Genomic DNA, 26,599 nt, shown 5'->3' on the forward strand with positions numbered 1-26,599 from the left:
CGGGGGACTTTGTCAACTGCGCACCGCGCATGTTGCGCTGGCGACTACTGTCAGTGGCCGTCGGGCGACGCAGGGCCGCACGCACGGTCCCGCCGGCCGGCATCGCCATGGCGCCTGCCCGCGCCGCGCCACACCGCGCGCCCGGGCCCCGACCGACGGACCAGTACGAGGACACCGATGTCACACCTCCGCGCACCGGCCGCACGCGCAGACCGCCGTGAAGGCGGACGGCACGGACGGCCGGTCGCCCGCACTGCCCCCGCACTGCCCGAGGCCCACATACGGTCCCAGTTGCTGCGCCTCGCCATCCTGCCGCCCGTCGCGGTCGCCCTCGGCGGCTGCGCGGCCGTGCTGTTCACCGTGCGCTCCACCGGAGTGCGCACCAGCCACACCCTGTGGGCGGTACTCGCCGGAGCGGTCTGCGTCGCGCTCGCGGGCATCGTGATCGCCGCCGTCGCCGCCGGCCGCGCCGCCCGCGCGGTGCACGAACGCGTCGCGGCGCTCCGCCACGCCAGCGCCCGCCGCGAGGCCGATCTGCGCGCTGTCGTCGAAGGGCTGCGGCGCGGCGAGGCACCGCCCCGGCGCGCACCGCGCGGCCGGCCGCCCGAGGACGCCGACGACTTCGAACTGCTCGCCGCCGACCTCGCCCGCGCCCACGACGGGGCCGTCACCGCCGTCGTCCAGGCCGCGCAGCTCTCCAGTCAGACCCGCAGCGAACAGAAGCTGGAGGTCTTCGTCAACCTGGCCCGCCGGCTCCAGTCGCTGGTGCACCGGGAGATCGCCATCCTCGACGAGCTGGAGAACGACATCGAGGACCCGGACCTGCTCAAGAGTCTGTTCCACGTCGACCACCTCGCCACCCGGATCCGGCGCCACGCCGAGAACCTGGCCGTGCTCGGCGGCGCCGTCTCCCGCCGGCAGTGGAGCAACCCGGTCTCCATGACCGAGGTGCTGCGCTCGGCGATCGCCGAGGTGGAGCAGTACTCGCGGGTCAAGCTCGTCCCGCCGATCGAGGGCACCCTGCGCGGGCACGCCGTCGCCGACGTGATCCACCTGCTGGCCGAACTGATCGAGAACGCCACGGTGTTCTCCGCCCCGCACACCCAGGTGCTGCTCCGCGCCAGCCTCGTCACCTCCGGGCTCGCCGTCGAGGTCGAGGACCGCGGCCTCGGCATGCCGGTCGCCGAGCAGGAGCGGATGAACGCCGTGCTCGGCGACCCCGACCAGGTCAACGTCGCCCGGTTGCTGGCGGACGGCCGCATCGGGCTGTACGTCGTCTCCCAGCTCGCCCGTCGGCACGGCATCGGCGTCCGCCTGCAGAGCAACATCTACGGCGGGGTGCAGGCCGTGCTCGTCGTCCCCCAGGAACTGCTCGGGGCGGCACCGGGCGCGGCCGGGGACGCCGTACGACCCCGGATCGCGGCGGGGGACACGGCGGCACGGGCGCCGCAGCTCCCGCCACTGCCGCCGGACCAGCCGGCCAGGCAGCACCCGCACACCGCCGAGGCCTCCCGGACCGCCATGGGTTCCGCCACCGCCCCGGGACCCCAGGCCGACTCCCCGCACGCGCCCCAGCCCCCCGGCCGGCCTCCCCTGCCGCTCCCCGTCCGCGGGGCGCACGCGGAGCGGCCGAACCCGGCGGAGGCCATCCCCGGCATCCGGCCCGAGGACCGGCCGGTCGTCGCCGAACACGAGGGCGTGCCGCCCGTGCCGCGCCAGAACGCCGTCGTGCGGGGCACCATGGGCAAGCCGCAACTGCCCCGGCGCCGCGCCCAGGAACACCTCGTCCCGCAGCTGCGCGGCGGCCCCGCCCCGCGCCCGGACGACGAGGAGCCCGCCGGCCACGACCCCGGCCTGATGGCGGCCTTCCAGCGGGGCATCGGCCTCGCGGAGGCCCAGCAGAGCCTGGAACCGGCGGACGGCGCCCCCCTCGACCCCTGCCCCTCCGCCGGCCCGCACATCACGGCCGTACCACCCCTGGACGTACGCCGCGTGGAGCCGGCCCCCGCCACCTGGGCACGCCCCGTGCCCGCGCCCGCGCAGGAACCGGCTCCCGACCACCGGACCACCACCCGGCAGGACGGGAGCGCACCAGCCGGATGACCACTCCCACCACCCCGACCCCCACCCGTACCCCAAGGAGTCGATCCACCATGGCGAGCGAAGCCCCCACCGGCCATGTATCCGATCTCGACTGGCTGATGAGCGGCCTCGTCCAGCGTGTCCCGCACACCAGCAGCGCGGTCCTCCTCTCCTGCGACGGGCTGGTGAAGTCCGTCCACGGCCTCGATCCCGACAGCGCCGACCACATGGCAGCGCTGGCCTCCGGCCTCTACTCCCTCGGCCGCAGCGCCGGAGCCCGCTTCGGCGATGGCGGTGACGTCCGGCAGGTGGTCGTCGAACTCGACTCGATGCTGCTGTTCGTCACCACCGCCGGCTCCGGCACCTGCCTCGCCGTGCTCGCCGGCCGGGAGGCCGACGCGGCCGTCCTGGGTTACGAGATGGCGATGCTGGTCAAGAGCGTCCGCCCGTACCTCGTGACCGCGCCCCGGCAGCACGCCGTCGAATCCACGGCGATGAGGCCTTGAGCGTGACGACGGCCGGTGACGGGCCCTGGCTCGACGACGCGGCCGGACGGCTGGTGCGCCCGTTCGCGGTCAGCAACGGGCGCACCCGCCCCACCGTCGCACTCGATCTGATGTCGCAGGTGATGGCCACCGGGGCGACCCCCCTCGGCTATCTCGGCCCGGAACACACGCAGGTCCTGGACCTGTGCCACGCGCCCGTCCCGGTCGCCGAGGTCGCCGCCCACCTGAAGCTGCCGGCAGCGGTGGCGAAGGTGCTGCTGGCGGACCTCCTCGACTGCGGGGCGCTCACCACCAAGCCCCCCGCGTTCCACCACACCCCCACGGACCGGGCCCTTCTGGAGGCAGTGCTCGATGGACTACGACGACAGCTCTGAGTACGACGGCGGCGCCCCCGGCCGTGACGACGGCCGCCACGACGGCGGCGCCGACCCCTTCCCCACCGCGCTGAAGATCCTCGTCGCGGGCGGGTTCGGGGTCGGCAAGACCACCTTCGTCGGCGCCGTCAGCGAGATCGCGCCGCTGAGCACCGAGGAACTCCTCACCACCGTCAGCGTCGGAACCGACAACCTCGACGGCATCGAGAACAAGATGGAGACGACCGTCGCCATGGACTTCGGGCGGATCACCCTCGACTCCGACCATGTCCTCTACCTCTTCGGAACCCCGGGGCAGGAGCGGTTCTGGTTCATGTGGGACGAGTTGTCCGAGGGCGCGCTGGGCGCGGTCATCCTCGCCGACACCCGCCGCCTTGAGGAGTGCTTCGCGGCCGTCGACTTCTTCGAGGAACGCGGCCTCGGCTTCATCATCGCCGTCAACGAGTTCGACGGCGCCCACCGCTACGACCCCGAGGAGGTACGCGCCGCCATCGACCTCGACCCGGGGATCCCCATCGTGCGCTGCGACGCCCGGATCTCCGCCTCCGGCGTGCAGACCCTGCTGACCCTGGTCCGGCATCTGATCGCGCACGCGCCCGCCGTCCCCGCGCCGAGCCACGGCGCCCACCGGTGACACCCGCACCCCATCGCCCCACCGTACGGAGCCGCACATGACATCCGCCCCCAGCGACGGAGCCCGGCCATGAGCTACGACCCGCCGCGCCCGGCCGGTCGTCTGCTGCTCACCCCCGACGACAAGGAGGCCCCCGCCCGCACCCTGCGGCTGCGCGGACTCGGTCTCGGACAGCGCCCGGAGCCCGCCCTCGACGACTACGCGGCCCGCCTCGCCGCGCACACCGCGGCGCCGTACGCCATGGTGAACTTCCTCGACGAGCACGGGCAGTTCTACGCCGGGCTGCACGCCCCGGCCGCCGGTCCGGCCGTGCCCGACGGCGGCAACCGGCCGGTGATCGGCCGCCGGCTGCCCCGCGACCACGGCTTCTGCCCGCACGTCGTGGTGCGGCGCAAGGCGCTGGTCCTGGAGGACGTGGGCGACTATCCGCGATTCGCGGGCAACCCGGTCGTCGACGAGTTCGGCATCCGCTCCTACCTCGGCGCCCCGCTCATCGACACCACCGGCATGGTGCTCGGCACCGTGTCCGTCGCGGACACGACTCCGCGGCCCTGGGGCCGGAGCGGTCTGGAGACCATCAAGGCGACGGCCGCGGACCTCGCCGTACGGCTGGAGGGCGGTCCGGCGTACTGACCCCTCCCGCGTGACCCGTCCGCGTTGACCCCTCCGGGGGGTGTGAAGCAAAGCTGTGGCGCCGCTTAAGAAAACCTCGATGGACCCGAGGCATCCTCGTACGGCAGATTGCTAGGCGATTCCACCCCTCTCCCCGTCGGCGGGCTCCTTCGGCATGCCCGCGGCCGGGATCTCACCCTCAGGAGCCGTAGCGTTGAAGGCGCTGGTCAAGGAGAAGGCGGAGCCCGGGCTCTGGCTCGCGGACGTCCCGGAGCCCGCCGTCGGACCCGGCGACGTACTCATCAAGGTGCTGCGCACCGGTATCTGCGGCACCGATCTGCACATCCGGTCCTGGGACGGCTGGGCGCAGCAGGCGATCCGCACCCCGCTGGTGGTCGGGCACGAGTTCGTCGGCGAGGTCGTCGAGACCGGCCGGGACGTCACCGACATCGCGGTGGGCGACCGGGTCAGCGGCGAAGGCCATCTGGTGTGCGGCAAGTGCCGCAACTGCCTGGCCGGGCGCCGCCACCTGTGCCGCGCGACGGTCGGGCTCGGCGTCGGCCGGGACGGCGCGTTCGCGGAGTACGTGGCGCTGCCCGCGCCCAACGTGTGGGTGCACCGCGTGCCCGTGGACCTCGACGTGGCGGCGATCTTCGACCCGTTCGGCAACGCCGTGCACACCGCGCTGTCGTTCCCGCTGGTCGGCGAGGACGTGCTGATCACCGGTGCCGGGCCGATCGGGCTGATGGCGGCGGCCGTGGCGCGGCACGCGGGCGCCCGCAACGTGATGATCACCGATGTGAGCGAGGAGCGGCTGGACCTGGCCCGCAAGATAGGGGTCACCCTCGCCCTGAACGTCTCCGAGGCGGCCATCGCGGACGGGCAGCGCGAGCTGGGCCTGCGCGAGGGCTTCGACATCGGCCTCGAGATGTCCGGCCGGCCCGAGGCGATGCGCGACATGATCGCCAACATGACGCACGGCGGCCGGATCGCCATGCTCGGCCTGCCCGCGCAGGAGTTCCCGGTCGACTGGGCCCGGATCGTCACCTCGATGATCACCATCAAGGGCATCTACGGCCGGGAGATGTTCGAGACCTGGTACGCGATGTCGGTGCTGCTCGAAGGCGGCCTCGACCTCGCCCCCGTGATCACCGGCCGGTACGGCTACCGCGACTTCGAGGCGGCGTTCGCCGACGCGGCGAGCGGCCGCGGCGGCAAGGTCATCCTCGACTGGACCGTGTGACTTCCGTACCTCTCTAGGAGCTTCTTCGATGTTCGACTCCGTGCGCGACGACCTGCGCGCCACCCTCGACGAGATCCGCGCCGCCGGACTGCACAAGCCGGAGCGGGTGATCGGCACCCCGCAGTCCGCCACCGTCAGCGTGACCGCGGGCGGCCGCCCCGGCGAGGTCCTCAACTTCTGCGCCAACAACTACCTGGGTCTCGCCGACCACCCCGAGGTGATCGCCGCCGCCCACGAGGCGCTGGACCGCTGGGGCTACGGCATGGCCTCCGTCCGCTTCATCTGCGGCACGCAGGAGGTGCACAAGGAGCTGGAGACCCGCCTGTCGGCATTCCTCGGCCAGGAGGACACCATCCTGTACTCCTCCTGCTTCGACGCCAACGGCGGCGTGTTCGAGACGCTGCTCGGCCCCGAGGACGCGGTGATCTCCGACGCCCTCAACCACGCGTCGATCATCGACGGCATCCGCCTGTCGAAGGCCCGCCGCTTCCGCTACGCCAACCGCGATCTGGAGGACCTGGAGCGCCAGCTGAAGGAGGCGTCCGACGCGCGCCGCCGCCTCGTCGTCACCGACGGCGTCTTCTCCATGGACGGCTATGTGGCGCCGCTGCGCGAGATCTGCGACCTCGCCGACCGCTACGACGCGATGGTCATGGTCGACGACTCGCACGCCGTCGGCTTCGTCGGCCCCGGCGGACGCGGCACCCCCGAGCTGCACGGGGTGATGGACCGCGTCGACATCATCACCGGCACCCTCGGCAAGGCCCTCGGCGGCGCCTCCGGCGGCTACGTCGCCGCCCGCGCCGAGATCGTCGCGCTGCTGCGCCAGCGCTCCCGGCCGTACCTCTTCTCCAACACCCTCGCCCCGGTGATCGCGGCCGCTTCCCTGAAGGTGCTCGACCTGCTGGAGTCGGCCGACGACCTGCGGGTGCGGCTCGCCGAGAACACCGCGCTGTTCCGCCGCCGGATGACCGAGGAGGGCTTCGACATCCTTCCCGGCGACCACGCCATCGCGCCGGTGATGATCGGTGACGCCGCCGAGGCGGGCCGGATGGCCGAGCTGCTGCTGGAGCGCGGCGTGTACGTGATCGGCTTCTCCTACCCGGTGGTGCCGCAGGGCCAGGCCCGCATCCGGGTCCAGCTGTCCGCCGCGCACTCCACCGAGGACGTCGACCGGGCCGTGGACGCCTTCGTGGCCGCCCGCGCGGAGCTGTCCGGCTGAGCTGAGACAATCGGGTGGTGATCGAAGCGCGGCGGCTCCACATCCTCCGTGCGGTGGCCGACCACCGCACGGTGACGGCGGCTGCCGCCGCGCTGTACCTCACTCCCTCGGCGGTCTCCCAGCAGCTGACCGCCCTGGAGCAGGAGACCGGGCACCGGCTGGTCGAGCGGGGCGCCAAGGGCGTACGGCTCACCCCGGCCGGCGAGATCCTGCTCAGCCACACCAACCTGGTCCTCGCCCAGCTGGAGCGGGCCGAGGCCGAGCTGGCGGCGTACAGCTCGGGCGCGGCGGGCACGGTCACCGTGGCCGCCTTCGCGACCGGCATCGCCCAGGTGGTCGCGCCCGCCGTGGCCCGCCTCGCCACCACCTCGCCCGGCATCGGCATCCGGGTCCAGGACGCCGAGGGCGACGAGAGCCTGCCGATGGTGCTGGACCGGCAGGTGGACGTGGCGGTGGCCGTGGAGTACCGGGGGGCGCCGCCCGCCGACGACCCCCGGCTGACCCCTGTGCCGCTGTACGCGGAGCCCTTCGACGCGGTCGTCCCGGTGACGCACCGCCTGGCGGACGCGGACGAGGTGCCGCTCGCCGAGCTGGCCAAGGACGCTTGGATCGGGCCGTACCCCGGCAATCCCTGCCATGACGTGGTGGTGCTGGCCTGCGAGAGCGCCGGGTTCCAGCCGCGTCTGGAGCACTCCTCCGACGACTTCCGGGCCGTCGTGGCGCTCGCCTCGGCCGACGCCGGGGTGGCTCTCGTACCCCGCTCGGCGCTGCGCGGCATGGACCTGACGGGTGTGGTGGTGCGGCCGGTGGACGGGGTCGCGCCCACGCGCCGGGTGTTCGCCGCCGTGCGCCGGGGCGCGGAGGAGCATCCGCTGATCCGGCCCGTGCTGGACGCGCTGCGGGAGGCCGCGGCAGGGCAACTGCGGGAGGCCGCCGACGGACAGCGGCGGGACGCCGCCGGGCGGTAGGGAACCGGACCCCGGTCGAACGCGGTCCCGGGCGGCATGCGTGTGACGCTGATCCTCCCGGCCCCGGCCGAGGCGACGAGCCCGCTGTTCCGGCCGGTCCGCGAACATCCGACGGAGCGCGGCGGCCCGGCCCGGACCGCACGAGCGGCTGCGGCAGCCGGCGTACGCGGGCGGCCGGAAGAAGTCCGGACCCGCTCGGGACCCGCTGATCCGCTCACGGCGGGTGGTGCGGACGCTGCCCGCGCTGCCCTCGCGGCGGGGGACGCGAGTGACGGGCGCCACAGCGGCCGGTGTCCCGGACACGAGACGGTATCCCATATCCGGGATAGCATCCCGGATATGAAACAGCATGCCATGGAGGCCGGGGCCGCCCCCGCCCCCGACCCCGTCGACGTGCGGCTCGGCGCGCGCCTCGCGGAGCTGCGGGCCGAGCACGGCTGGTCCCTCGGGGAGCTGGCGGAGCGCAGTGGCGTCAGCCGGTCCACCCTGTCCCGCGCCGAACGGGCCGAGATCAGCCCCACCGCCGCCGTCCTCAACCGCCTGTGCCATGTCTACGGCCGCACCATGTCCCAGCTGCTCAGCGAGGTCGAGGCGGAGCCCGCGCTCCTGCTGCGCGCCGCCGAGCAGCCGGTCTGGGAGGACCGCGCGTCCGGCTTCCTCCGGCGCTCGGTGTCCCCGCCGCACCCCGGACTGCGCGGCGAACTCGTCGAGGGCCGGCTCACCGCGGGCGCCGACCTGGCCTACGACCGCCCGCCCGTACCCGGCCTCGAACAGCACATCTGGGTGCTGGAGGGCGCTCTGGAGGTGACCGCGCGGGACGTCGAGCACCGCCTCGGCGCCGGTGACTGCCTGCGACTGCGGGTGTGGGGCCCGACCCGGTTCCGCAGCCCCGGCCCGCAGGACGCGCGCTATGTGCTGGCGGTGGTGCTGCCATGACCATCACCCGGCTCGACGCCCGCCGACTCATGGACAGGATCGAGGAGTTCGCGGACCTGCTGGTCGACACCGTGGCCGGTGGCGCCTCCGTCGGCTTCCTCGACCCGCTCGACCCCGCCGAGGCCGCCGTCTGGTGGAAGGAGCGGGCCGCCGCCGTGGCCGAGGGGCGACTCGCCGTCTGGGCGGCGTACGAGGGGGAGCGGCTGGTCGGCACGGTCAGCCTGGTCTTTCCCGACAAGCCCAACAGCCGCCACCGCGCCGAACTGGTCAAGCTGATGGTGCACCGGGACGGCCGCGGCCGGGGACACGGCCGGCGGCTGCTCGACACCGCCGAACAGGCCGCCGCGGCGGCCGGGATCACCCTGCTGCACCTGGACACCGAGACCGACAGCCCCGCCGAGCGCCTGTACGGCGCGGCCGGCTGGACGCGGCTCGGCGCGATCCCCGACTACGCGGCCGACCCGGGCGGGGAACTGCGCCCCACGACGATCTACTACAAGCGCCTCGCAGACCCGGCGAAGACCCCTCCCACCAGGTGACTGTCAGTGGCGGGAGCTACCGTGCGGGGCATGTCGGATGCCGAAGACGTACGCCGGATCGCCCTGTCCCTGCCGGACACCACGGAGAAGACCGCCTGGAACATGCCCACCTTCCGGGTGGCGGGCAAGATGTTCGCCACGCTGCCCGAGGAGGAGACCTCCATGGCGGTGCGCTGCCCCAAGGAGGAGCGCGACGAACTGGTCCTCGCCGAGCCGGAGAAGTTCTGGATCGCCGACCACGAGGCCCAGTTCGCGTGGGTGCGGGTGCGGCTCGCCGCGCTGGACGACGAGGCCGAGCTGCGGGACATCCTCACCGACTCCTGGAGACAGGCGGCACCGCCCCGACTCCTCGACGCCCACCCGGAGTTGGGCGCGCCGGCCACGGGGTGAAAATCCCTTGGGCGCATCCGCGGGCCGTGGCATGATCCCGGGCTTGCAGGGGCCGGAGGGAGAAAGGCCAAGTGATGTCCGGGAGACCGGCCGGTGAGCCCACCGGCAAGGGGGAACGCGGCGGCGACCGGCCGTGGTTGTGGTCGCGGGACTTCGGACTGTTCTTCACCGCCCGTGCCGTCGCCCGGCTCGGCGACACCATGCTGCCGGTGGCGCTGGCGGCGGGACTGCTCCAGCACGGCCACGGGGCGGGCGCGGTCGGCCTCGCGATGGCCGCGACCGCCGCCACCTTCGCCGGGCTCGTCGTCTTCGCCGGGGTCATCGCCGACCGGTTCGCCACCCGCACCCTGATGATCTGGGCCGACCTCGTCCGGCTCGGCACCCAGGCCCTCGCCGCCGCGCTGTTCTTCGCGGACCATGTGGTGCTCTGGGAGATCTGCGCGATCGGCCTGGTCAACGGTGCCGCGGGCGCCCTGTTCCAGCCCGGCGTGGCCAGCCTGGTGCCCCGCCTCGCCACCGACGTCCAGGGCGCCAACGGAGCGATCCGGGTCGCCGAGTCCGTGGCCCAGCTGGCCGGACCCGCCGTCGCCGGTCTCGTCGTCGGCTTCGCCACCCCGGGCGGGGTCTTCGCCGCCCACGCCGCCACCTACGCGATCAGCGCCCTGTGCCTCCTGCTGCTGCGCCTGCCCCCGCTCGCCCCCCACCACCGCCCCACGGGCCACGCCCCGGGCGCCTTCCGGGCGGACCTGGTGGAGGGCTGGCGTGAGTTCCGGTCGCGGACCTGGCTGTGGGCGGTGATCGCCGTCTGGTGCCTCTACATGATCGCCGCCTGGGGGCCGACCGGCCCGCTGGTGGCCGCCGAGGTGGTCCGCGAGCACGGCGCCGGCGCCTACGGCCTGGTCAACTCCGCCCTCGGGGCCGGCACCGTCGTCGGCGGACTCCTCGCCCTGCGGCTGCGCCCGCGCCGGATGCTGCGCGCGGGCGCCCTCGCCCTGACCGGCTTCGCCGCCTTCCCGCTCTCCGTCGGCCTCGGCCTGACGGTGCCCGCCATGGCGGCCGGGGCCGCCGTCGCCGGGGCCGGGCTGTCGTTCTGGGGCGTGATGTGGGCGACCAGCGTGCAGACCCAGGTCCCGCCCGACGTCCTGAACCGCATCCACGCCTACGACGTTGCGGGCTCGCTGGCGATGATGCCCGTCGGCCAGGCCCTCGCCGGCCCTGCCGCCGCCGCCCTCGGCACCGAGCAGGTGCTCCTGGTCTCCGGGGCGGCCGGCTTCGTCGTCGTGATCTCCCTGCTCGCCGTCCCCGCGATCCGCGGCCTGGTCCGCGTCGACCCGGTCTCCGGGCCCCGCGCGCCCGCGCCGGGCAAGGCCACGCTGGTCCGCCCCGCATAGGCCGGGCCACCCCTCCCGGCGGAAAAGGGGTGCGCGACCACCGACCCGAGTGCGGTATTGTTTCTCTGCGCGTTCGGCTAGGGGAAACCCCAGGTCAGACGGCACCGGGACGTGGCGCAGCTTGGTAGCGCACTTGACTGGGGGTCAAGGGGTCGCAGGTTCAAATCCTGTCGTCCCGACGGTGCGAAGGGTCTTCGCGGGCGAGAGCCCGCGAGGGCCCTTGCTCGTTTTCCGGCCGGGGCCCTCACCCGTGCTCCGGTGCGAACGCCGGCGGGTAGGCCCGGCCGTCTCCGGCACGTGGTGGCGGGGACCGTCGGCGCCGTCCCTCAGGTCGACCAGCGAGCGGTCCACCAGCCGGGACAGGGCGTCCAGGGCGGTGTCGACGCCCTCGTCGGCGGCGATCTTCTCCACCTCCGCGGGGCCGGGTCCGTCGTCGTGCCCGGCCGGCAGCCGCAGCACGGCCCGCTCGGGCGGGGGCAGCGGCATCCAGCAGCGGAGCCGTCGGGGCGGGTGGCTCGGTCACGTCGCGTGGGGCGGTGTCGTGCGAGACCGGTGGTGGACGGCATCGAGCGCGCCCCGGAGGCCTTCCCGGGTGTGCTGAGCGGCGCCAACACGGGAAAGGTGCTCGTCCGGCTCTGAGTCGCCGGGCCTCCGATGTCCGTAGGCATGGGTGAGGTTCGGACTCCGGATGGGAGGATGAGGCCGTCATGACGGCAGGGTGGGGTGCGCGCACGGTGCGGGCCGCGGTGTTCGCGGCCGTCTGTGCGCTGCTCGCCGCCCTGGGCCATGTCCTGATGTCCGGGCGGCACGTGCCCGGCTGGACGCTGGCCGCCGGGTTCGCCATGACCGGGCTCGCCGGGTGGGGGCTGGCGGGCCGGGAGCGGGGGCTGCCGCTGATCACGGCCGTCGTGGTCGCCGCGCAGACCGTCCTGCACTCCGGGTTCTCCCTCGCCCAGTCCGGCACCCCGGACCTCGGGCACACCGCCCACCTGGCCTACGCGACCCACATGGCACATACGGCCCATGCGGGCCCTGCGGTCGACATGGGCCATGTGGAGCACATGGCCCATGCGGCGACGGAACCGGCCCTGTTCGGCTCCTCGTCCGGCATGCTCGCCGCGCACCTGCTGGCCGCGCTGCTGTGCGGCCTGTGGCTCGCGCACGGGGAACGTGCCGCCTTCCGCATCCTGCGCGCGGTGGCCGGCTGGCTGGCGGCGCCGCTGCGGCTGCCGCTCGGCCCGGTCGTCGTAGCGCCTCCGCCGCGCCCGCGCGTACGGCGGCGCCGTTCGCACCGGTCACCGAGCGGGCTCCTTCTCGTCCACGCGATCACCTCGCGGGGTCCGCCTCCGGGGACCGCTGTCGCCTGACGACAGCCGGATTCCCGAGGCCGCCCCTGTGCGCCTCGTGGCTCCGGCCGTACGCCCGCGCGGGGCCGTACGGCCGCTTTCCCGTTTGACGAGAAGGACACCAGGTGATCACGTCCGCCCTGCCCGTACCCGTACCCGAACGCGCCGACGAGTCGATAACCGCCTGGGCGCTCGCCGCCCGCGGCGGCGACCCGGACGCCGTCGAGCGGTTCGTCCGGGCCCTGCACCACGACGTCCTGCGGTACGTCGCCCACCTCTGCGCCGATCCCCAGGCGGTCGACGATCTCGCGCAGGACACCTTCCTGCGGGCGCTCGGCAGCCTTCACCGTTTCGAGGGGCGCTCCTCGGCGCGTTCCTGGCTGCTGGCCATCGCCCGCCGGGCGGTCGTCGACAGCTACCGGTACGCCGGCACCCGGCCGCGGCCGTACGACACCGCGGACTGGCGGCTGGCCGTGGAGCGGGCGCAGCCGTGCGGTCTGCCGGGCTTCGACGACGGGGTCGCCCTGCTCGATTTGCTGACGGCGCTGCCCGACGAGCGCCGGGAGGCCTTCGTCCTCACCCAGTTGCTCGGGCTGCCGTACGCGGAGGCCGCCCGGATCGCGGGCTGCCCGGTCGGCACCCTGCGGTCCCGGGTCGCCCGGGCCCGCGCGACGCTGATCGGCCTGCTCGCGGCGGCGGCCTGAGCGAAGGGGAGGGTGCCCTCGGGCCTCGGACACCCTCCCCTCGCCCCGCGCGGAGGCTCAGTGGCCGCCGGCGAGTGCGGGGTGGTCGTGCGCGCAGGCGTCGTCGGCGCCGTCGGCCGCCCAGGCGGGGAACGGGTCGTCGGCGGGCAGCGGTTCGCCGGGTGCCAGCAGGCAGGCGGACAGCTCCGCGCGCAGGGCCGGCGCGTCCAGCTCGGTGCCGATGAAGACCAGCTCCTGCGCGTGGGGTGCCCGCGGGTCGCGGGCCGCGGACGGCTCGAAGCGGGCGACGGAACCCGCCTGCGACCACAGGCCCGTCACCCGGGGTCGGGTGGCCAGGGTGAAGAAGCCCTTGGAGCGCAGGATCCGCCCGAGGGCCCCGCTGTCCATCCGCTCGGTGACGAAGGTCCACAGCCGCCCAGGGTGGAAGAGCCGTTCGGAACGGAACACGGTCGAGGAGATGCCGTACTCCTCGGTCTCCGGCACATGGTCGCCGTTGAGTTCGCGGACCCAGCCGGGCGCCTGCTGGGCGCGGTCCAGGTCGAACAGGCCGGTGTCCAGCACCTGCCGGAGGTCCACCCGTCCCTGGGTGGCCGGGACGATCCGGGCCGCCGGGTTCAGCCGGGCGAGGGCCGCGCGCAGCCGGCCGGCGGTGGCGTCGTCCACCAGGTCGAGCTTGTTCAGCACCAGCACGTCGGCGAACTCGACCTGGTCGATCAGCAGATCGCTGACCGTGCGCTCGTCGTCCTCGTACGGGGCCAGGCCCCGCTCGGCCAGCTCGTCGCCGCTCGCCAGCTCCGCCTGGAAGTTCGCCGCGTCGACCACGGTGACCATGGTGTCCAGGCGGGCGAGATCGCCGAGGGTGGCGCCGTCGTCGCGGGCGAAGGCGAAGGTGGCGGCCACCGGCAGGGGTTCGGAGATGCCCGAGGATTCGATCAGCAGATGGTCGAAGCGGCCCTCGCGGGCCAGCCGGTCGACCTCGTCCAGCAGATCGTCCCGGAGGGTGCAGCAGATGCAGCCGTTGGTCATCTCGACCAGCCGCTCCTCGGTCCGCGACAGCGCGGCCCCACCGCCGCGGACCAGCGCCGCGTCGATGTTGATCTCGCTCATGTCGTTGACGATCACGGCGACGCGCAGCCCCTCGCGGTTGGCGAGGACGTGGTTGAGCAGCGTGGTCTTGCCCGCCCCGAGGAACCCGGACAGCACGGTGACGGGCAGTCGGCCGTACGGCATCGCCGGTCAGCCCTTCGGGCGCAGCAGCCCGCGCTCGTACGCCCTGACCAGGTGCTGCGGTACGAGGTGGCGGACGCCGTCGACGGTGACGGGGACCAGGTTCGGCGTGCTCGCCTTCCACTGGGCACGGCGGTGCCGGGTGTTGCTGCGGGACATCTTCCGCTTGGGAACGGCCATGGGAGTCCTTCCTGGGTCGGTGGAACCAGGCAGACGCTACATGAAAATGGATCCCATTACGAAAAAGCCCTCGCGGGCAGGCCTCAGCGGCGGCGGCGCACCTTCCCCTCCCGAGGCGCCGGAATGAACTGGAGCTCCAGCGTCGCCGGCGGCTCGGCCACGCCGGGGCCGCCCGCCGCCGCCCATTCCAGCAGCTCCCCGGTGGCGTCGTCGTCCATCGCGAACCCCACCCAGACCGCGCGGCCCCCGGCCCGCCGGCCCGCGCTGGAGGGCTGCACGACGATGACGTTCGCCTGGTCGCACGGGCCCAGGCAGTCCGTCGTACGAACGGTGAACCGGCCGCCGGAGTCCGCCGCGGCGGCCCGCAGCCGGTCCAGCTGCCAGGCGTGGTCGGTGCCGGGGTGCTTGCGGGGGTTGCCGCAGCAGCAGCCCCGGCACACCACGAGGGTGCAGGGCCGGGGCGTGAACCGGAGGGTGCCGGAGTTGCCGAGAGTGCTCAAATCGCCAGACCCACGTGGGCGAGGGCCTGCTTGAGCAGGACGCCGTGACCGCCCGGCATCTCGCTCCGCACCGCCTCCGACGCCGCCTCCTGGGGGCTGAACCAGACCAGGTCGAGCGCGTCCTGCCGGGGCCGGCAGTCGCCGGTGACCGGGACGATGTAGGCGAGGGACACCGCGTGCTGGCGCGGGTCGTGGTACGGGGTGATGCCCTGGGTCGGGAAGTACTCGGCGACCGTGAAGGGCTGGAGCGAGGCCGGGACCCGGGGGAGGGCGACCGGGCCGAGGTCCTTCTCCAGATGGCGCAGCAGGGCGTCCCGGACCCGTTCGTGGTGCAGCACGCGGCCGGAGACCAGGGTGCGGCTGACTGTGCCGTCCGGGCCGATGCGCAGCAGCAGTCCGATGCTGGTGACCTCACCGCTGTCGTCCACGCGGACGGGCACCGCCTCGACATACAGGATCGGCATGCGGGCGCGGGCCAGTTCGAGTTCGTCGGGTGTCAGCCAGCCGGGCGTGGTTTCGGTCATGTCAGACATTGCTTGATCATACTTTCAGGTGGCGTCGGAAAACCGTTTCGGCGTACACGTCCGGCCGGGCCGGGGCCGTCGTCGCGGAGGTGGTCAGGGCTTCACGGCGACCGCGCCGAACTGCGGGACGACGACGGGAAGCTGGGCCTCCGGGCGCCACTGCGCGCAGGAGACCAGCCCCGGCTCCAGGAGGTCCAGCCCCTCGAAGAACGCGGCGATGTCGGCGCGGCTGCGGGCGGTGATCGGCGGTGTGGCGTTCTCGTTCCAGAACTTCATCGCCGGGATCTGGCCCTCGCCGTCCAGCTCGGGCTCGAAGGTGGGATGGGTCAGCACCAGGAAGCTGCCGGACGGGACGGCCGCCATCACCTGGCGCACGATCTCCCGCGCCTTGCCGGTGTCGAGGACGAAGTTGAGGATGCCCAGCATCATCACCGCGACCGGCCGGGTCAGGTCCAGGGTACGGGCGGCGCGCTCCAGGACGGCGTCCGGGTCGTGCACGTCGGCGTCGATGTAGTCGGTGACGCCGGAGGCGGTGCCGGTCAGCAGGGTGCGGGCGTGCATCAGCACGATCGGGTCGTTGTCGACGTACACGATCCGCGCGTCGGGCGCGACGCGCTGGGCGATCTCATGGGTGTTCTCCGCGGTGGGCAGCCCGGTGCCGATGTCCAGGAACTGCCGCACCCCGCGCTCGCCGGCCAGGAACCGCACCGCCCGGCCCAGGAACTCGCGGTCCGCGCGGGCGACGTCCCGGATGAGCGGGAACACCGAGGCCACGTGATCACCGACCCGGTGGTCGACCTCGTAGTTGTCCTTGCCGCCGATCCAGTAGTTCCAGACCCGGGCGTTGTGCGCCACGCCGGTGTTCAGGCGTGCCGCTCCGTCCGCAGGGGTGGGGGCCTCGCTCACGTCGCTTCCTCTCCTCGCCCGTACCGCGGTCCCCGCCATTGTGCCCCGCTCATGATCAGCGCGTCCGGGAAAGCCGGGGAGCGCCCGGGACCGGCGGCAGCCCCCGGACGGCGGGGGCGGCGCCGGCCCCCGGAGGCGAGGACGCTCACCCGGACGGGTGAGGTTCCCCGGGTAGGGTTGACCGTCGTCCACGGAACGACCAAGGGCTGCCGTCGCAGGAAGCAGGACATGCCGTACTCCCCCTCACCCCTCCCCGCCACCGCCGACACCGCGATCGCTCCCGCCGGCATCCGGCTCGTCGTCACCGACATGGACGGCACGCTGCTGGACGACGACAAGCGGGCCCCCGCCGGGCTGTGGCGGGTGCTGGAGCAGCTGCGTGAGCGCGGAGTGCTGTTCACCCCGGCCAGCGGCCGGCAGTACGCCACCCTCGCCCGGGAGTTCGCCCCGGCCGCGCAGGGCATGGTGTTCATCGCGGAGAACGGCACCTACGTGGTGCGCGACGGGGCCGAGATCAGCTCCGATCCGCTGGACCCGGCCGTCGTCGCCGACGTCGTCGCGGCGGTGCGGAAGCTGTCCGCGAGCGGCGTCGACGTAGGCGCCGTCGTCTGCGGCAAGAAGTCCGCCTACGTCGAGCGGACCGACCCGGCCTTCCTCACCGAGGTCCGCCGCTACTACGTGGAGAACCGGATCGTCGACGACGTCACCGCCGTCGACGACGACATCCTCAAGGTGGCCCTCTACGACTTCGGCCCCGCCGAACGCACCACCGCCCCCGCACTCGCCGCGTTCGCCGCCACCCACCAGGTCGTGGTCTCCGGCGAGCACTGGGTCGACGTCATGAACCGCACCGCCGACAAGGGCACCGCCGTCCGCCGCCTCCAGCGCGAGCTGGGCATCACCCCCGCCCAGACCATGGTGTTCGGCGACTACCTCAACGACCTGCAGATGATGGACACCGCAGAGTGGTCCTTCGCCATGGCCAACGCCCACCCGGAGGTCATCCGCCGGGCCGGCCACCTCGCGCCCTCCAACAACGAGGACGGCGTGCTGCGCACCATCCGGCGCGTGCTCGGCCTGCCGGCCTGACCCCGCCCGGCCGCCGCCCCCCGCACAGCAGTCGGCGCCCGGAGGCCGTCGCGCCACCGGTTCGCGGTGGCGCGCTCCGGCGCACAGCGGCGGGCCGTGTCGCCCTCGGCCGCACTGGGCATGGTGACGGGTGCCGACCGGCCGCTGTGGCCGTGACGTCACGTCGAAGAGGGGGAGCCATGTCGTCCTCGGTTCCGTCGGTTCCGTCGCCCCGTTCCCGGCCGCAGCCGGTGCTGGGCCCACCCGCGAGCGCCGCGGTCTTCCTGGTGGTCACCGTCGATCCCGGCGGGGAGGCCGCGGCCGGCGAGGTGCTGGCCGAACTCCCCGGCCTGGAGCGCGCGTTCGCCTTCCCGCACCCGGACGGGCGCCTGTCCTGTGTGGCGGGCATCGGCGCCCGGGCCTGGGACCGGCTCTACGGCGTGCCGCGCCCCGCCGCCCTGCACCCGTTCCGTGAACTCACCGGGCCCCGCCACCACGCCGTCTCCACCCCGGGAGACCTGCTCTTCCACATACGGGCCGCGCGCCCCGACCTGTGCTTCGCGCTCACCGCGGAGATCACGAGAAGGCTGCGCGGCGCGGTCACCGTCCAGGACGAGACGCAGGCCTTCGCCTACTACGACGCCCGCAACCTGCTCGGCTTCATCGACGGCACCGAGAACCCGGTCGGCCCCGACGCCGCCGAGGCGGCGCTGATCGGCGACGAGGACCCGGAGTTTTGGGGCGGCAGTTACGCGATCGTGCAGAAGTACCTGCACGACGTCGACGCGTGGGAGGGCCTGACCACCGAGGAGCAGGAGCGGGTCATGGGCCGCACCAAGGCGACCGGCCTGGAACTGGACGCGCCCGGCTCGCACAAGGAGGTCAACACCGTCCTCGGCCCGGACGGCAGGGAACAGCGCATCCTGCGTGCCGCCATGCCGTTCGGCCGCCCGGGCCGGGGCGAGTTCGGCACCTACTTCATCGCCTACGCCCGCGACCCCCGGCTCACCGAGACCATGCTGCGCCGCATGTTCGTCGGCACCCCCGCCGGCGGCCCCGACCCGCTCCTGGAGTTCTCCCGCGCGGTCACCGGCAGCCTGTTCTTCGTCCCCTCCGCCGATCTGCTCCAGGACCTCTCCGCGCACGGCAAGCCGCGCTGACTCAGTCGCCCTCGCCCTCGTCGCCGTCGTCCCCGCCGGCCGCCGGAGCACCGGCCGCCGGGGGAGAGGCGGAGGAGACGGGGGCCGGAGAGCCCGCCGCGGGCACCTGGGCCGGGGCGGCGGTCGCCGGGGCCGCCGCGCCCGTGACGGGCGCCCCGGCGGCCGGCGCCTGGCCCGGCGCACCGGCGGCGTCCCGGCCCTGGGAGTCCATGACCGGGGCCTGGCCCTGGGAGTCCGAGGCGGGATCCTGGCCCTGGGGGTCCGAGGCCGGGGCCTGGTCCTGTGGCGCGCCGGGTGCCGTGGCGGCGGGATCGGGGGTCCCGGAGGGATCCGTGCGGGTCTCCGTGCCGCTGTCGTCGGGCGCGAACATCAGCATGCCCGCGAGCATCGCGGCCAGGAAGAGACCCACCCCGGCCGCCCCGGCCGCCACCTTCCGCCCGTTCACGGCCGACGGTCGGCGGCGGGAACCCGATCCGGTGGCGGAAGGCAGCATGTACGTCGTCGCCGGGCCGGTCTCGCCGACCGGGCGCGACCGGGGCCGCGCGGGCGGCTGGTGGCGCGGGCCCGGCTGGGGCTCGGGGCGCGGTTCCGGGGCCGCGAAGCCGGGTGCCGCCGCGGGCAGCGGGGCGGGCAGGGGTTCCGGGCGGCCCTGCCAGGCGCCCGAGGCGAACCAGTCGGCGACCTGCGCGGCACCGGGCCGGTGCTCGGGCTGCTTGGCCAGCAGACCGAGCAGATAGCTCTCGAAGGCGGGCGGCAGCTGGGCGCCGAGCTGCCGGGGCGGCGTGGGCGCGGCGTCGAGGTGCTGGTGCAGGATGGCGATGGCGCTGTCGGCCTGGAACGGCGGGGCGCCGGTGAGGAGCTGGTACAGCACACAGCCCAACGAGTAGACGTCGCTGGCCGGACCGGCGGGCTTGCCCAGCGCGCGCTCCGGCGCGATGTACAGGCTCGTCCCGACGATCTGCCCGGTCGCGGTGAGCGCTGCGGCCGGGTCGTCCATGAAGCGGGCGATGCCGAAGTCACCGATCTTCAGGGTGCCGTCGGCGTCCAGCAGCAGATTGGCGGGCTTGATGTCCCGGTGCACGATGCCCTGCTGGTGGGCGGCGGCCAGCCCGGCCGCCGCCTCCGCGGCGATCCGCGCCACCCGCTCGGCGGGCTGCGGCCCGGAGCGGGCGAGCAACCCGGCCAGGCTGTCGCCCTCGACCAGCTCCATCACCAGGAACAGCTTGTTCTCGTAGGTGCCGAAGTCCAGGACACCGACCACATGGGGGTGGTGGAGCCGGCCGGCCGTCTGGGCCTCCAGCCGGAACCGGGAGGCGGCGGTGGTGTCGGAGTCCTGGGGCAGCAGCAGCTTGACGGCCACCGGCCTGCCGAGCGTGTCGTCGTACGCCCGCCAGACCTCTCCCATCGCGCCGCGCCCGATCGGGTCCTGTAGCCGGTACCGGCCCGCTATGAGCACCTGTGCTTCGTCCTCGTCCTGAGTGAGTCGACCGCCGCGGGCCGAACTCACCGCGCGGGTGCGGGTGATGGTGGGGGGAGCGCCGCGGCTGCCACAGCGTACCGGCAGCGCGGGGTCGTTGATCACCGCGGGCACCGGACGCCCCGCCGCTCGGCGTCGGTCCCGGTTGTGGTACCGGTCCGGGGCCCGTGGTGCGGGCGGGTGCGGGCGGGGAGGCGCTGCCCGCACGGACGGGCGGGTCCGGTCAGGGCTTGCGGCCCACCGCGCCGTACAGGGAGACCGGGCCCGGGCCGAGGCCGGACTCGCCTTCCGCCAGTTCCGGCCGCCAGTCGGCGACGGACACCACACCGGGGGCCAGCAGCTCCAGTCCGGTGAAGAAGCGGCTCACTTCGGCCTGTGAGCGGGCCACCAGGGTCACTCCGCCCGCGGTGTACGCCGCGATGCCGCGCCGTACGTTCTCCGGCTCGAAGTCGGCGGTCATCGCGGACAGCACCAGGCAACTGCCCGGCGCCAGCGCGCCGACGAGGGTGTCCACCAGGTCGTAGGCGCCGTCCTCGTCCGCGACGAAGTGCAGCAGGGCGATCAGGGACAGGGCCACCGGACGGTCGAAGTCGAGGGTCTGCGCGGCCTGTTCGAGGATGCGCACCGGCTCGCGCGCGTCCGCCTGGACGTAGTCCGTGGCGCCCTCGGGGGTGCCGCGCAGCAGGGCGGCGGCGTGCGCCAGGACGATCGGGTCGTTGTCGACGTAGACGACCCGGGACTCCGGTGCGGCGGACTGGGCGATCTGGTGGAGGTTGGGCTCGGTCGGGATGCCGGAGCCGATGTCGAGGAACTGGCGGATGCCCGCCTCCCGGACCAGCAGCCGGGTGGCCCGCTGCATGAACCGGCGGTTGGCGCGGGCGGCCCGCGGGGCCCCGTCGTCGATCGCCATGATCTGCCGGGCGAGTTCCTCGTCGACCGGATAGTTGTCCTTGCCGCCGAGATACCAGTCGTACACCCGGGCCGGATGGGGCCGCGTCGTGTCGATCCGTCGTACGGCCGGCTCGGTCCCCGTCACGCGCTGCTCCTCTGCTCGGCGGGCCCCGCGAACCCCCGGGGCTGCGAGCAGTCTGGCACGATCACGCCGCCCGGCGGAGCGTGTCTTCGGCCACCTCCTTCGCCAGCGCCGCCCGCACCAACGCGGCCGCCAGCACGGCCGGTTCGGTGTCACCGGCGGCCCGGAGCAACTGGTCCGGGTCCTTCGGCAGTCCGAGCCGCCCGGCGCCGGAGAGCGCCTTGTCATCGAGGTAGGGCCCCACTTCCGGCCAGACCCGCTGGACCTCGCGCAGGAAGATGTCCGCGCCGGCCGGGCCCAGACCGGGTACCTCCCGGAGCAGCCGCCGCAGTTCCCCGACCTCGCCGTCCGCCTCCGCGCGCAGCCGGCGCAGATCGCCGCCCCAGCGGTCGGTGACCAGGCCGGCGCCGTCACCGAGCATGGTGGCCGTGCGCTCGTCGTAGCGCCGGTAACCGCTCTCGCCCAGCGCGTCCACCCGGCGCTGCCAGGCGGCCTCGGCCATCCGGCGCGGATCGCGCATCCCGGCCTCGTGCAGGGCGCGCGCGGCGGCGACGGCGACGGAGGCGCGGATCCGGGCGCTGAGCAGCACCGCGAGCACCAGCAGGCGGTACAGCGGCTGCGGGGTGTCCCGCAGCCGGATGCCCGCCTCCTCGGCGTACGTCCGTCCGTGCGCCCGCACCAGCTCGCGCACCACCCGCCGCGGATCGGTCACGGCTTCAGCGGATCGTGGCCGATCGACATCAGCGTGTGGCGCCGGCGCGTCCGATCGGCTTCGGGTTCGTTCGCCGTGTCCGTCTGCCCGGACACCATGTCCACGACCAGCGACATCACGCGGATGTCCTCGTCCGTGAGGTCGGTGCGCCGTTTCTGCAGGACGGCGAGCACCTGCTTGCCGAGCGGGGGGCCCGCCTGGTCCGGCAATGGCTCGGCGGCCTCGCCGGCGTCGCGGGTCCCAGCCAGGAGGCCAGCTCCTGGGAGGTCATGTTGACCGCGCGGTGGAAGTCCTCCCACAGCGCGTCGAGTTCACGGGAGTCCGTCATGGCCTGCCCTTTCCTCCCTCCGGTGGGTGTGCCCGGGTCAGTCCTCGCGCGGGAAGTTCTCGGCGTCGAACATCCAGCGCTGCTTCTCCAGGTCGCCCGTGATGGCGATCAGCAGGTCCTGGGTGACCGGATCCGGGCGCTCGGTCGCCTCGATCCGCTCCCGCAGCCGTCCGATCGCCGCCGTCAGCGAGTCCACCAGTACCTGGACCACCTCGTTGTCGCGGACCCAGCCCTCCTTCGGCCCGGGCAGCGCGAAGTGGCCGGCGATCGTCTCCGGCCGGCCGTCCGGCGCTACGCCCAGCGCGGCGCACCGCTCCGCCACCGTGTCGGAGTGGGCGCGGGCGGTCGCGACCACCTCGTCGAGCTGGAGGTGGATCGAGCGGAAGCGGGGCCCGACGATGTTCCAGTGCGCCTGCTTCCCGATCAGTGACAGCCCGAGCAGGTCCACCAAGGTGTCCTGGAGGGCGTCACAGGCGACCCGGCGGGCGTCGTCGGGCAGCGTGCTCTTCACTACGGTCATGGGGGCGCTTCTCCTTCTCGCGGCGTCCGTGACTGTCGCGTCGTCCGGACTGTCGCGTCGTCCGTGACTGTCCCGGACGACTCCGTGGACCACTCCACGCCGGCGCGGGTGCCCCACGCGTACCGGTACAAACGCGGCACGGCCCAGGGGGCGGGAGGGCCGGGGGCGGGAGGGCCGAGGGGTGGCTCCGCCCGGTCAGTCCCCGAGTGCCCGGTCCACGAACGCCGTGACCTCGGCGAAGGCCTCCGCCCTGTTCGTCTCGTGGAACACCTCGTGCCGCGCGCCGGGGAAGATCCGCTCGGTCGGCGCGCCGCTCAGCCGTTCGACGCCGGAGCGGCTGCCCGCGAGCGGCACCAGCCGGTCGTCGTCGCCGTGCAGCCACAGCACCGGCAGCCGGCCCACGTCACCGCCCCGGGCGACGTCCTCCAGCGTCCGCACGAACGCCCGCAGCGTCGGCCGTTTCATCGGGCCGTGCCAGACCAGCGGGTCCGCCGCGTACGCCGCGCCCACGGCCGGGTCGCGGGAGAGCGCGGCCGGGCTGATCGGGATGTCGGGCACCTCGCCGTGCGCCGCGTCGTGGGCGAGCAGTCGCTCCGGCGTCTCCCAGGTGCCGATCACCGGCCCGGAGAGCACCAGCGCGGCGAGTCCGCCGCCGTGGCGCTGGGCGTACCGGGCGGCGATCAGGCCGCCCATGGAATGCCCGATCACCACCATCGGCACCTCCGGATGCGCCGACCGCGCCCGCTCCGCCACGGTGTGCACGTCCGTGACCACGTCCTCGAAGTCCTCGATCACCACCCGCTCCCCGGCGGACCGGCCGTGGCCCATGTGGTCGGGACCGAACACGGCCGCGCCGTGCTCCGTCAGGACGCCGGCCACCTCCGCGTACCGGCCGATGTGCTCGCCGTAGCCGTGCACGACGAGGGCGGTGTACCGGGGGCGCGGACGCGGCCACTCGCGGGCGGTGATCGTGCCCCGCGTTCCGGTGAGGACGTGTTCGCGGACGTCGGTCATGGGCTCCTCCAGCCGCGTCGAGGAAGGAGAGGAAGGATGAGAGGGTTCCGGACGTTCCGGGGGATCTTCCCAGGGGGCGGTCCGGAGGTCTATAGTCGAAAACTAGCAGTGCTAATTAATGGTCGTGCCGTTCCGCCGGCGCGTGCCGCGGCGCTGTACTTGTCTGCTGAGCGATGACGGTCAGGAGTCCCTCGTGCGTCCCGTCCACTTCGCGGCCGCCCGCCGCACCCCCATCGGCAAGCTGCGCGGAGCCCTCTCCCGCGTCCGGCCCGACGACCTCGCCGCCACCGTGATCCGCGGCCTGATCGCCGACGTGCCCGCGCTGGACCCCGCCCGCGTCGACGACGTCTACTGGGGCGCCGCCAACCAGGCGGGCGAGGACAACCGCAACGTCGCCCGGATGGCCGCCCTGCTCGCCGGACTGCCCGACTCCGTGCCCGGCGCCACCGTCAACCGGCTCTGCGCCTCCGGCCTGGAGGCCGTCACCACCGCCGCCCGCACCATCGCCGCGGGCGAGGCGGACATCGTGCTCGCGGGCGGCTCCGAGTCCATGAGCCGCGCGCCCTTCGTGCTGCCCCGCCCCGACGAGGCCCTGCCGCACCGCGTCGAGACGGCCGACACCCGGCTCGGCTGGCGGCTGGTCAACCCGGCGATGCGGGAGCTGCACGGCCTGCTCTCCATGGGCGAGACCGCCGAGGAGGTCGCCGCCCGCCACGGCATCGGCCGCGAACGCCAGGACGAGTTCGCCCTGCGCAGCCACCAGCGGGCCGCCCTCGCCCGCAAGAACGGCCACTTCGACGACGAGCTGCTGCCCGTGACCCGCCCGGACGGGGTCGTCGTCGACAGCGACGAGTGCGTGCGCGAGGACACCTCGTACGAGAAGCTGTCCCGCCTGAAGCCGGTGTTCCGCGAGGGCGGCACCGTCACCGCCGGGAACGCCTCGCCCATGAACGACGGCGCCGCGGGCCTCCTCCTGGTCAGCGAGGAGGCGCTGAACGAGCTGGGCCTCGAATCCCTCGGCCGCTATGTCGCCGGCGCCTCGGCCGGGGTGCACCCCGACGTCATGGGGATCGGACCGGTCCCCGCCACCCGCAAGGTCCTGGACCGCGCCCGCTGGAGCATCGGCGACCTCCAGGAGGCCGAGTTCAACGAGGCGTTCGCCGCCCAGGCCCTCGCCTGCGTCGACCAGCTCGGCATCGACCCCGACCTGGTCAACCCCACCGGCGGCGCCATCGCCCTCGGCCACCCGCTGGGCTGCTCCGGCGCCCGCATCCTGACCACCCTGCTGCACCGGATGCGCCGCACGGGGGCCGCACGCGGGCTCGCGACGATGTGCGTGGGGGTGGGGCAGGGGAGCGCGGTGCTGGTCGAGAGGCACTAGCCGAACCCTTCCGCAGGGACTTCGGAACGACCCCCGCAGAGCCGCTACGAAACGGAGCACCCCTCCATGGCAACCCTGTCCGTCGCCAGCATCCTCGCCGAGAACGCGCGCCGCCGGCCCACCAGGACCGCCCTCGTCGAAGGCGACCTGCGCCTCACCTTCGCCGAGGTCTGGCAGCGGGCGCTGGCACGGGCCGGTGCCCTCGCCCGACTCGGGGTACGGCCCGGCGACCGGGTCGCGCTGATGGCGCCCAACGTGGCCGAGTTCCCGACGGCGTACTACGCGATCGCGGCGGCCGGCGGTGTGGTCGTCCCCGTCCATCTGCTGCTGTCGGCGCCGGAGGTCGAGCATGTGCTGACGGACAGCGGCGCCACCCTGCTGCTGTGCCATCCGGCGCAGGCCGAGACCGGTACCGCAGCCGCGCGGGCCGCCGGGGTGCGGGCCGTCGTCCTGGGCGCCGAGTTCGACGAACTCGCGGCCGACGCCGAGCCGTTGCCGTCGTACGTCACCCGCGACGCCGACGACCCGGCGGTCGTCTTCTACACCAGCGGCACCACCGGCGTCCCCAAGGGCGCCGTGCTCAGCCACCTCAACCTGGTGATGAACGCGACCGTCAACGCCTTCGACGCCAACGACATCCGCCCCGACGACATCGCGCTCGGCGCGCTGCCCCTGTTCCACGCGTTCGGGCAGACCGTCTCCCTCAACTCCACCTGGCGGGCCGGGGCCACGCTCGTCCTGATGCCCCGCTTCGACGCGGCGCGCGCCATCGAGCTGATGGTGCGGGAGAAGGTCGACACCTTCCACGGCGTGCCCACCATGTACGTCGCCCTGGTCGCCGCGGCGGCCGAGGCGGCGGCCCTGCCCCAGCTGCGGGTGTGCGTCTCCGGCGGAGCGTCGCTGCCGGTGGCGGTGCTGGAACGGTTCGAGGAGACGTTCGGGGTGCCCGTCCACGAGGGGTACGGGCTCTCCGAGACCTCACCGACCGCGACCGTGAACCAGCCGGTGTTCGGCACCCGCGCGGGCACCATCGGGCACCCGCTGTGGGGCGTGGACGTGGAGATCGCCCGCGCCGACGTCGAGAACCGGATCGAACTGCTGCCCGCGGACGAACTGGGCGAGGTCGTCATCCGCGGCCACAACGTCTTCTCCGGCTACCTGGGCCGCCCCGAGGCCACCGCCGAGGCGCTGGTCGACGGCTGGTTCCGCACCGGCGACCTCGGCACCAAGGACACGGACGGCTTCCTGCGGATCGTCGACCGCAAGAAGGACGTCATCATCCGCGGCGGCTACAACGTCTACCCCCGCGAGGTCGAGGAGGTGCTGATGCGCCACCCCGGCGTCGCCCAGGTCGCGGTCATCGGCCTGCCGGACGAGCTGCACGGGGAGGAGATCTGCGCCGTGGTCGTGCCCGCGCCGGGCGCGGCGCCCGACGCCGAGGGCATCACCGAGTGGTCCAGGGAACGCCTGGGGCGCCACAAGTACCCGCGCCGCGTGGAGTTCACCGACACGCTGCCGCTGGGACCGAGCATGAAGGTGCTGAAGCGGGAGCTGCGGGGACGGTACGCGGGGCGGTGACGCTCGTGGGGCGGCCGTAGTCACCGGGCGGGACGGCGCTGACG

Annotated in this window: 29 protein-coding genes, 1 tRNA gene and 1 pseudogene; 19 read left to right on the forward strand and 12 right to left on the reverse strand. The window is 74.0% G+C overall.

Features of this window, described 5'->3' with window-relative positions; translation table 11 throughout:
• The first annotated feature begins 177 nt into the window (after positions 1-177).
• The 13 genes from VE614_RS29775 (at position 178) to VE614_RS29835 (ending at position 11,076) form a co-directional block, all read left to right on the forward strand.
• A complete protein-coding gene (locus tag VE614_RS29775; protein ID WP_324944059.1) occupies positions 178-2,103 on the forward strand; it encodes a sensor histidine kinase in 1,926 nt (641 codons plus the stop codon).
• A 50-nt stretch (positions 2,104-2,153) separates the two neighbouring features.
• Positions 2,154-2,588, forward strand: a complete 435-nt coding sequence (locus VE614_RS29780) for a roadblock/LC7 domain-containing protein (protein ID WP_324944062.1) — start codon at positions 2,154-2,156, stop codon at positions 2,586-2,588.
• Positions 2,589-2,590: 2 nt separating this feature from the next.
• Positions 2,591-2,962 carry a DUF742 domain-containing protein gene (locus tag VE614_RS29785; protein ID WP_324944338.1) on the forward strand — a complete coding sequence of 124 codons (372 nt, stop codon included), beginning with the start codon at positions 2,591-2,593 and terminating at the stop codon, positions 2,960-2,962.
• Positions 2,940-3,596, forward strand: a complete 657-nt coding sequence (locus VE614_RS29790; RefSeq protein WP_324944065.1) for a GTP-binding protein — start codon at positions 2,940-2,942, stop codon at positions 3,594-3,596. Before VE614_RS29785 ends, VE614_RS29790 begins: the two co-directional genes overlap by 23 nt.
• Before the next feature lie 69 nt (positions 3,597-3,665).
• Positions 3,666-4,229, forward strand: a complete 564-nt coding sequence (locus VE614_RS29795) for a GAF domain-containing protein (protein ID WP_324944068.1) — start codon at positions 3,666-3,668, stop codon at positions 4,227-4,229.
• A gap of 193 nt (positions 4,230-4,422) precedes the next feature.
• Positions 4,423-5,451, forward strand: a complete 1,029-nt coding sequence (gene tdh, locus VE614_RS29800) for an L-threonine 3-dehydrogenase (protein WP_324944071.1) — start codon at positions 4,423-4,425, stop codon at positions 5,449-5,451.
• Positions 5,452-5,479: 28 nt separating this feature from the next.
• On the forward strand, positions 5,480-6,673 hold the full coding sequence (locus VE614_RS29805; protein ID WP_324944074.1) for a glycine C-acetyltransferase: 1,194 nt from the start codon (positions 5,480-5,482) through the stop codon (positions 6,671-6,673).
• Between the two features lie 17 nt (positions 6,674-6,690).
• A complete protein-coding gene (locus tag VE614_RS29810) occupies positions 6,691-7,641 on the forward strand; it encodes a LysR family transcriptional regulator (protein ID WP_324944077.1) in 951 nt (316 codons plus the stop codon).
• Between the two features lie 339 nt (positions 7,642-7,980).
• Positions 7,981-8,577 carry a helix-turn-helix domain-containing protein gene (locus VE614_RS29815; protein ID WP_324944080.1) on the forward strand — a complete coding sequence of 199 codons (597 nt, stop codon included), beginning with the start codon at positions 7,981-7,983 and terminating at the stop codon, positions 8,575-8,577.
• Entirely contained in the window at positions 8,574-9,116 is a 543-nt protein-coding gene (locus VE614_RS29820; protein WP_324944083.1) for a GNAT family N-acetyltransferase, read from the forward strand. Before VE614_RS29815 ends, VE614_RS29820 begins: the two co-directional genes overlap by 4 nt.
• A gap of 30 nt (positions 9,117-9,146) precedes the next feature.
• On the forward strand, positions 9,147-9,506 hold the full coding sequence (locus VE614_RS29825; protein WP_324944085.1) for an MmcQ/YjbR family DNA-binding protein: 360 nt from the start codon (positions 9,147-9,149) through the stop codon (positions 9,504-9,506).
• A 74-nt stretch (positions 9,507-9,580) separates the two neighbouring features.
• Entirely contained in the window at positions 9,581-10,897 is a 1,317-nt protein-coding gene (locus tag VE614_RS29830) for an MFS transporter (protein ID WP_324944088.1), read from the forward strand.
• A 105-nt stretch (positions 10,898-11,002) separates the two neighbouring features.
• Positions 11,003-11,076: transfer RNA gene (locus tag VE614_RS29835), tRNA-Pro, on the forward strand.
• Here VE614_RS29835 and VE614_RS29840 read toward each other — a convergent pair.
• On the reverse strand, positions 11,042-11,383 hold the full coding sequence (locus tag VE614_RS29840) for a hypothetical protein (protein WP_324944090.1): 342 nt from the start codon (positions 11,381-11,383) through the stop codon (positions 11,042-11,044). The two genes, VE614_RS29835 and VE614_RS29840, sit on opposite strands and share 35 nt — an antisense overlap.
• 221 nt (positions 11,384-11,604) lie before the next feature.
• On the opposite strand from VE614_RS29840, the gene VE614_RS29845 reads away from it, so the two are divergent.
• A complete protein-coding gene (locus VE614_RS29845) occupies positions 11,605-12,264 on the forward strand; it encodes a hypothetical protein (protein ID WP_324944093.1) in 660 nt (219 codons plus the stop codon).
• A 104-nt stretch (positions 12,265-12,368) separates the two neighbouring features.
• Positions 12,369-12,947, forward strand: a complete 579-nt coding sequence (locus VE614_RS29850) for a sigma factor (protein ID WP_324944096.1) — start codon at positions 12,369-12,371, stop codon at positions 12,945-12,947.
• A 57-nt stretch (positions 12,948-13,004) separates the two neighbouring features.
• Here VE614_RS29850 and VE614_RS29855 read toward each other — a convergent pair whose 3' ends face one another.
• The 5 genes from VE614_RS29855 to VE614_RS29875 all read right to left on the reverse strand — a co-directional run bounded on the left by VE614_RS29855 (position 13,005) and on the right by VE614_RS29875 (position 16,284).
• Positions 13,005-14,177 carry a GTP-binding protein gene (locus VE614_RS29855; RefSeq protein ID WP_324944099.1) on the reverse strand — a complete coding sequence of 391 codons (1,173 nt, stop codon included), beginning with the start codon at positions 14,175-14,177 and terminating at the stop codon, positions 13,005-13,007.
• A 6-nt stretch (positions 14,178-14,183) separates the two neighbouring features.
• Positions 14,184-14,354 (reverse strand): 50S ribosomal protein L32, encoded by a 171-nt coding sequence (gene rpmF / locus VE614_RS29860; RefSeq protein WP_324944102.1) that lies wholly within the window; start codon positions 14,352-14,354, stop codon positions 14,184-14,186.
• An 83-nt stretch (positions 14,355-14,437) separates the two neighbouring features.
• Positions 14,438-14,854: a (2Fe-2S) ferredoxin domain-containing protein gene (locus VE614_RS29865; RefSeq protein WP_324944105.1), complete on the reverse strand. Its 417-nt coding sequence runs from the start codon at positions 14,852-14,854 to the stop codon at positions 14,438-14,440.
• On the reverse strand, positions 14,851-15,378 hold the full coding sequence (locus VE614_RS29870) for an NUDIX hydrolase family protein (protein WP_324944341.1): 528 nt from the start codon (positions 15,376-15,378) through the stop codon (positions 14,851-14,853). Before VE614_RS29870 ends, VE614_RS29865 begins: the two co-directional genes overlap by 4 nt.
• Before the next feature lie 93 nt (positions 15,379-15,471).
• Complete coding sequence (locus VE614_RS29875) at positions 15,472-16,284, reverse strand: SAM-dependent methyltransferase (protein WP_324944108.1); 813 nt, start codon at positions 16,282-16,284, stop codon at positions 15,472-15,474.
• A 228-nt stretch (positions 16,285-16,512) separates the two neighbouring features.
• On the opposite strand from VE614_RS29875, the gene VE614_RS29880 reads away from it, so the two are divergent.
• Both VE614_RS29880 and VE614_RS29885 read left to right on the forward strand, forming a co-directional pair.
• Positions 16,513-17,373 carry a Cof-type HAD-IIB family hydrolase gene (locus VE614_RS29880; RefSeq protein WP_324944111.1) on the forward strand — a complete coding sequence of 287 codons (861 nt, stop codon included), beginning with the start codon at positions 16,513-16,515 and terminating at the stop codon, positions 17,371-17,373.
• Between the two features lie 179 nt (positions 17,374-17,552).
• Positions 17,553-18,512, forward strand: coding sequence for a Dyp-type peroxidase (locus tag VE614_RS29885; RefSeq protein ID WP_324944114.1), 960 nt, complete (start codon positions 17,553-17,555; stop codon positions 18,510-18,512).
• A 1-nt stretch (position 18,513) separates the two neighbouring features.
• Here the strand turns inward: VE614_RS29885 and VE614_RS29890 are convergent, their stop codons facing one another.
• The 6 genes and pseudogenes from VE614_RS29890 to VE614_RS29915 form a co-directional block, all read right to left on the reverse strand.
• A complete protein-coding gene (locus tag VE614_RS29890) occupies positions 18,514-20,094 on the reverse strand; it encodes a serine/threonine-protein kinase (RefSeq protein ID WP_324944117.1) in 1,581 nt (526 codons plus the stop codon).
• A gap of 118 nt (positions 20,095-20,212) precedes the next feature.
• On the reverse strand, positions 20,213-21,025 hold the full coding sequence (locus VE614_RS29895) for an SAM-dependent methyltransferase (protein ID WP_324944120.1): 813 nt from the start codon (positions 21,023-21,025) through the stop codon (positions 20,213-20,215).
• A 61-nt stretch (positions 21,026-21,086) separates the two neighbouring features.
• A complete protein-coding gene (locus VE614_RS29900) occupies positions 21,087-21,734 on the reverse strand; it encodes an endonuclease (protein WP_324944123.1) in 648 nt (215 codons plus the stop codon).
• Positions 21,731-22,062, reverse strand: a pseudogene (locus tag VE614_RS29905) (DUF3140 domain-containing protein). Before VE614_RS29905 ends, VE614_RS29900 begins: the two are co-directional and overlap by 4 nt.
• Before the next feature lie 37 nt (positions 22,063-22,099).
• Positions 22,100-22,582 (reverse strand): DNA starvation/stationary phase protection protein, encoded by a 483-nt coding sequence (locus tag VE614_RS29910; RefSeq protein ID WP_324944127.1) that lies wholly within the window; start codon positions 22,580-22,582, stop codon positions 22,100-22,102.
• Between the two features lie 195 nt (positions 22,583-22,777).
• Positions 22,778-23,596 (reverse strand): lysophospholipase, encoded by an 819-nt coding sequence (locus VE614_RS29915; RefSeq protein ID WP_324944131.1) that lies wholly within the window; start codon positions 23,594-23,596, stop codon positions 22,778-22,780.
• Positions 23,597-23,789: 193 nt separating this feature from the next.
• Here VE614_RS29915 and VE614_RS29920 point away from each other — a divergent pair, with 193 nt between their 5' ends.
• On the forward strand, positions 23,790-24,977 hold the full coding sequence (locus tag VE614_RS29920) for a thiolase family protein (protein ID WP_324944134.1): 1,188 nt from the start codon (positions 23,790-23,792) through the stop codon (positions 24,975-24,977).
• Positions 24,978-25,043: 66 nt separating this feature from the next.
• Positions 25,044-26,555 carry a long-chain fatty acid--CoA ligase gene (locus VE614_RS29925; RefSeq protein WP_324944137.1) on the forward strand — a complete coding sequence of 504 codons (1,512 nt, stop codon included), beginning with the start codon at positions 25,044-25,046 and terminating at the stop codon, positions 26,553-26,555.
• The last annotated feature ends 44 nt before the right edge of the window (positions 26,556-26,599 follow it).

It is taken from the genome of Streptomyces sp. (genome assembly GCF_035645055.1).
Taxonomy (GTDB): domain Bacteria; phylum Actinomycetota; class Actinomycetes; order Streptomycetales; family Streptomycetaceae; genus Streptomyces.

Excerpts from the sequence above, each read along its gene's own strand:
- VE614_RS29805 (WP_324944074.1), top strand. The coding sequence starts at position 5,480 with ATGTTCGACTCCGTGCGCGACGACCTGCGCGCCACCCTCGACGAGATC.
- VE614_RS29855 (WP_324944099.1), bottom strand. The coding sequence starts at position 14,177 with ATGCCGTACGGCCGACTGCCCGTCACCGTGCTGTCCGGGTTCCTCGGG.
- VE614_RS29830 (WP_324944088.1), top strand. The coding sequence starts at position 9,581 with ATGTCCGGGAGACCGGCCGGTGAGCCCACCGGCAAGGGGGAACGCGGC.
- VE614_RS29880 (WP_324944111.1), top strand. The coding sequence starts at position 16,513 with ATGCCGTACTCCCCCTCACCCCTCCCCGCCACCGCCGACACCGCGATC.
- VE614_RS29845 (WP_324944093.1), top strand. The coding sequence starts at position 11,605 with ATGACGGCAGGGTGGGGTGCGCGCACGGTGCGGGCCGCGGTGTTCGCG.
- VE614_RS29815 (WP_324944080.1), top strand. The coding sequence starts at position 7,981 with ATGAAACAGCATGCCATGGAGGCCGGGGCCGCCCCCGCCCCCGACCCC.
- VE614_RS29780 (WP_324944062.1), top strand. The coding sequence starts at position 2,154 with ATGGCGAGCGAAGCCCCCACCGGCCATGTATCCGATCTCGACTGGCTG.
- VE614_RS29910 (WP_324944127.1), bottom strand. The coding sequence starts at position 22,582 with ATGACCGTAGTGAAGAGCACGCTGCCCGACGACGCCCGCCGGGTCGCC.
- VE614_RS29820 (WP_324944083.1), top strand. The coding sequence starts at position 8,574 with ATGACCATCACCCGGCTCGACGCCCGCCGACTCATGGACAGGATCGAG.
- VE614_RS29870 (WP_324944341.1), bottom strand. The coding sequence starts at position 15,378 with ATGACCGAAACCACGCCCGGCTGGCTGACACCCGACGAACTCGAACTG.
- rpmF (WP_324944102.1), bottom strand. The coding sequence starts at position 14,354 with ATGGCCGTTCCCAAGCGGAAGATGTCCCGCAGCAACACCCGGCACCGC.
- VE614_RS29775 (WP_324944059.1), top strand. The coding sequence starts at position 178 with ATGTCACACCTCCGCGCACCGGCCGCACGCGCAGACCGCCGTGAAGGC.
- VE614_RS29790 (WP_324944065.1), top strand. The coding sequence starts at position 2,940 with ATGGACTACGACGACAGCTCTGAGTACGACGGCGGCGCCCCCGGCCGT.
- VE614_RS29825 (WP_324944085.1), top strand. The coding sequence starts at position 9,147 with ATGTCGGATGCCGAAGACGTACGCCGGATCGCCCTGTCCCTGCCGGAC.
- VE614_RS29885 (WP_324944114.1), top strand. The coding sequence starts at position 17,553 with ATGTCGTCCTCGGTTCCGTCGGTTCCGTCGCCCCGTTCCCGGCCGCAG.
- VE614_RS29840 (WP_324944090.1), bottom strand. The coding sequence starts at position 11,383 with ATGCCGCTGCCCCCGCCCGAGCGGGCCGTGCTGCGGCTGCCGGCCGGG.
- VE614_RS29915 (WP_324944131.1), bottom strand. The coding sequence starts at position 23,596 with ATGACCGACGTCCGCGAACACGTCCTCACCGGAACGCGGGGCACGATC.
- VE614_RS29795 (WP_324944068.1), top strand. The coding sequence starts at position 3,666 with ATGAGCTACGACCCGCCGCGCCCGGCCGGTCGTCTGCTGCTCACCCCC.
- VE614_RS29925 (WP_324944137.1), top strand. The coding sequence starts at position 25,044 with ATGGCAACCCTGTCCGTCGCCAGCATCCTCGCCGAGAACGCGCGCCGC.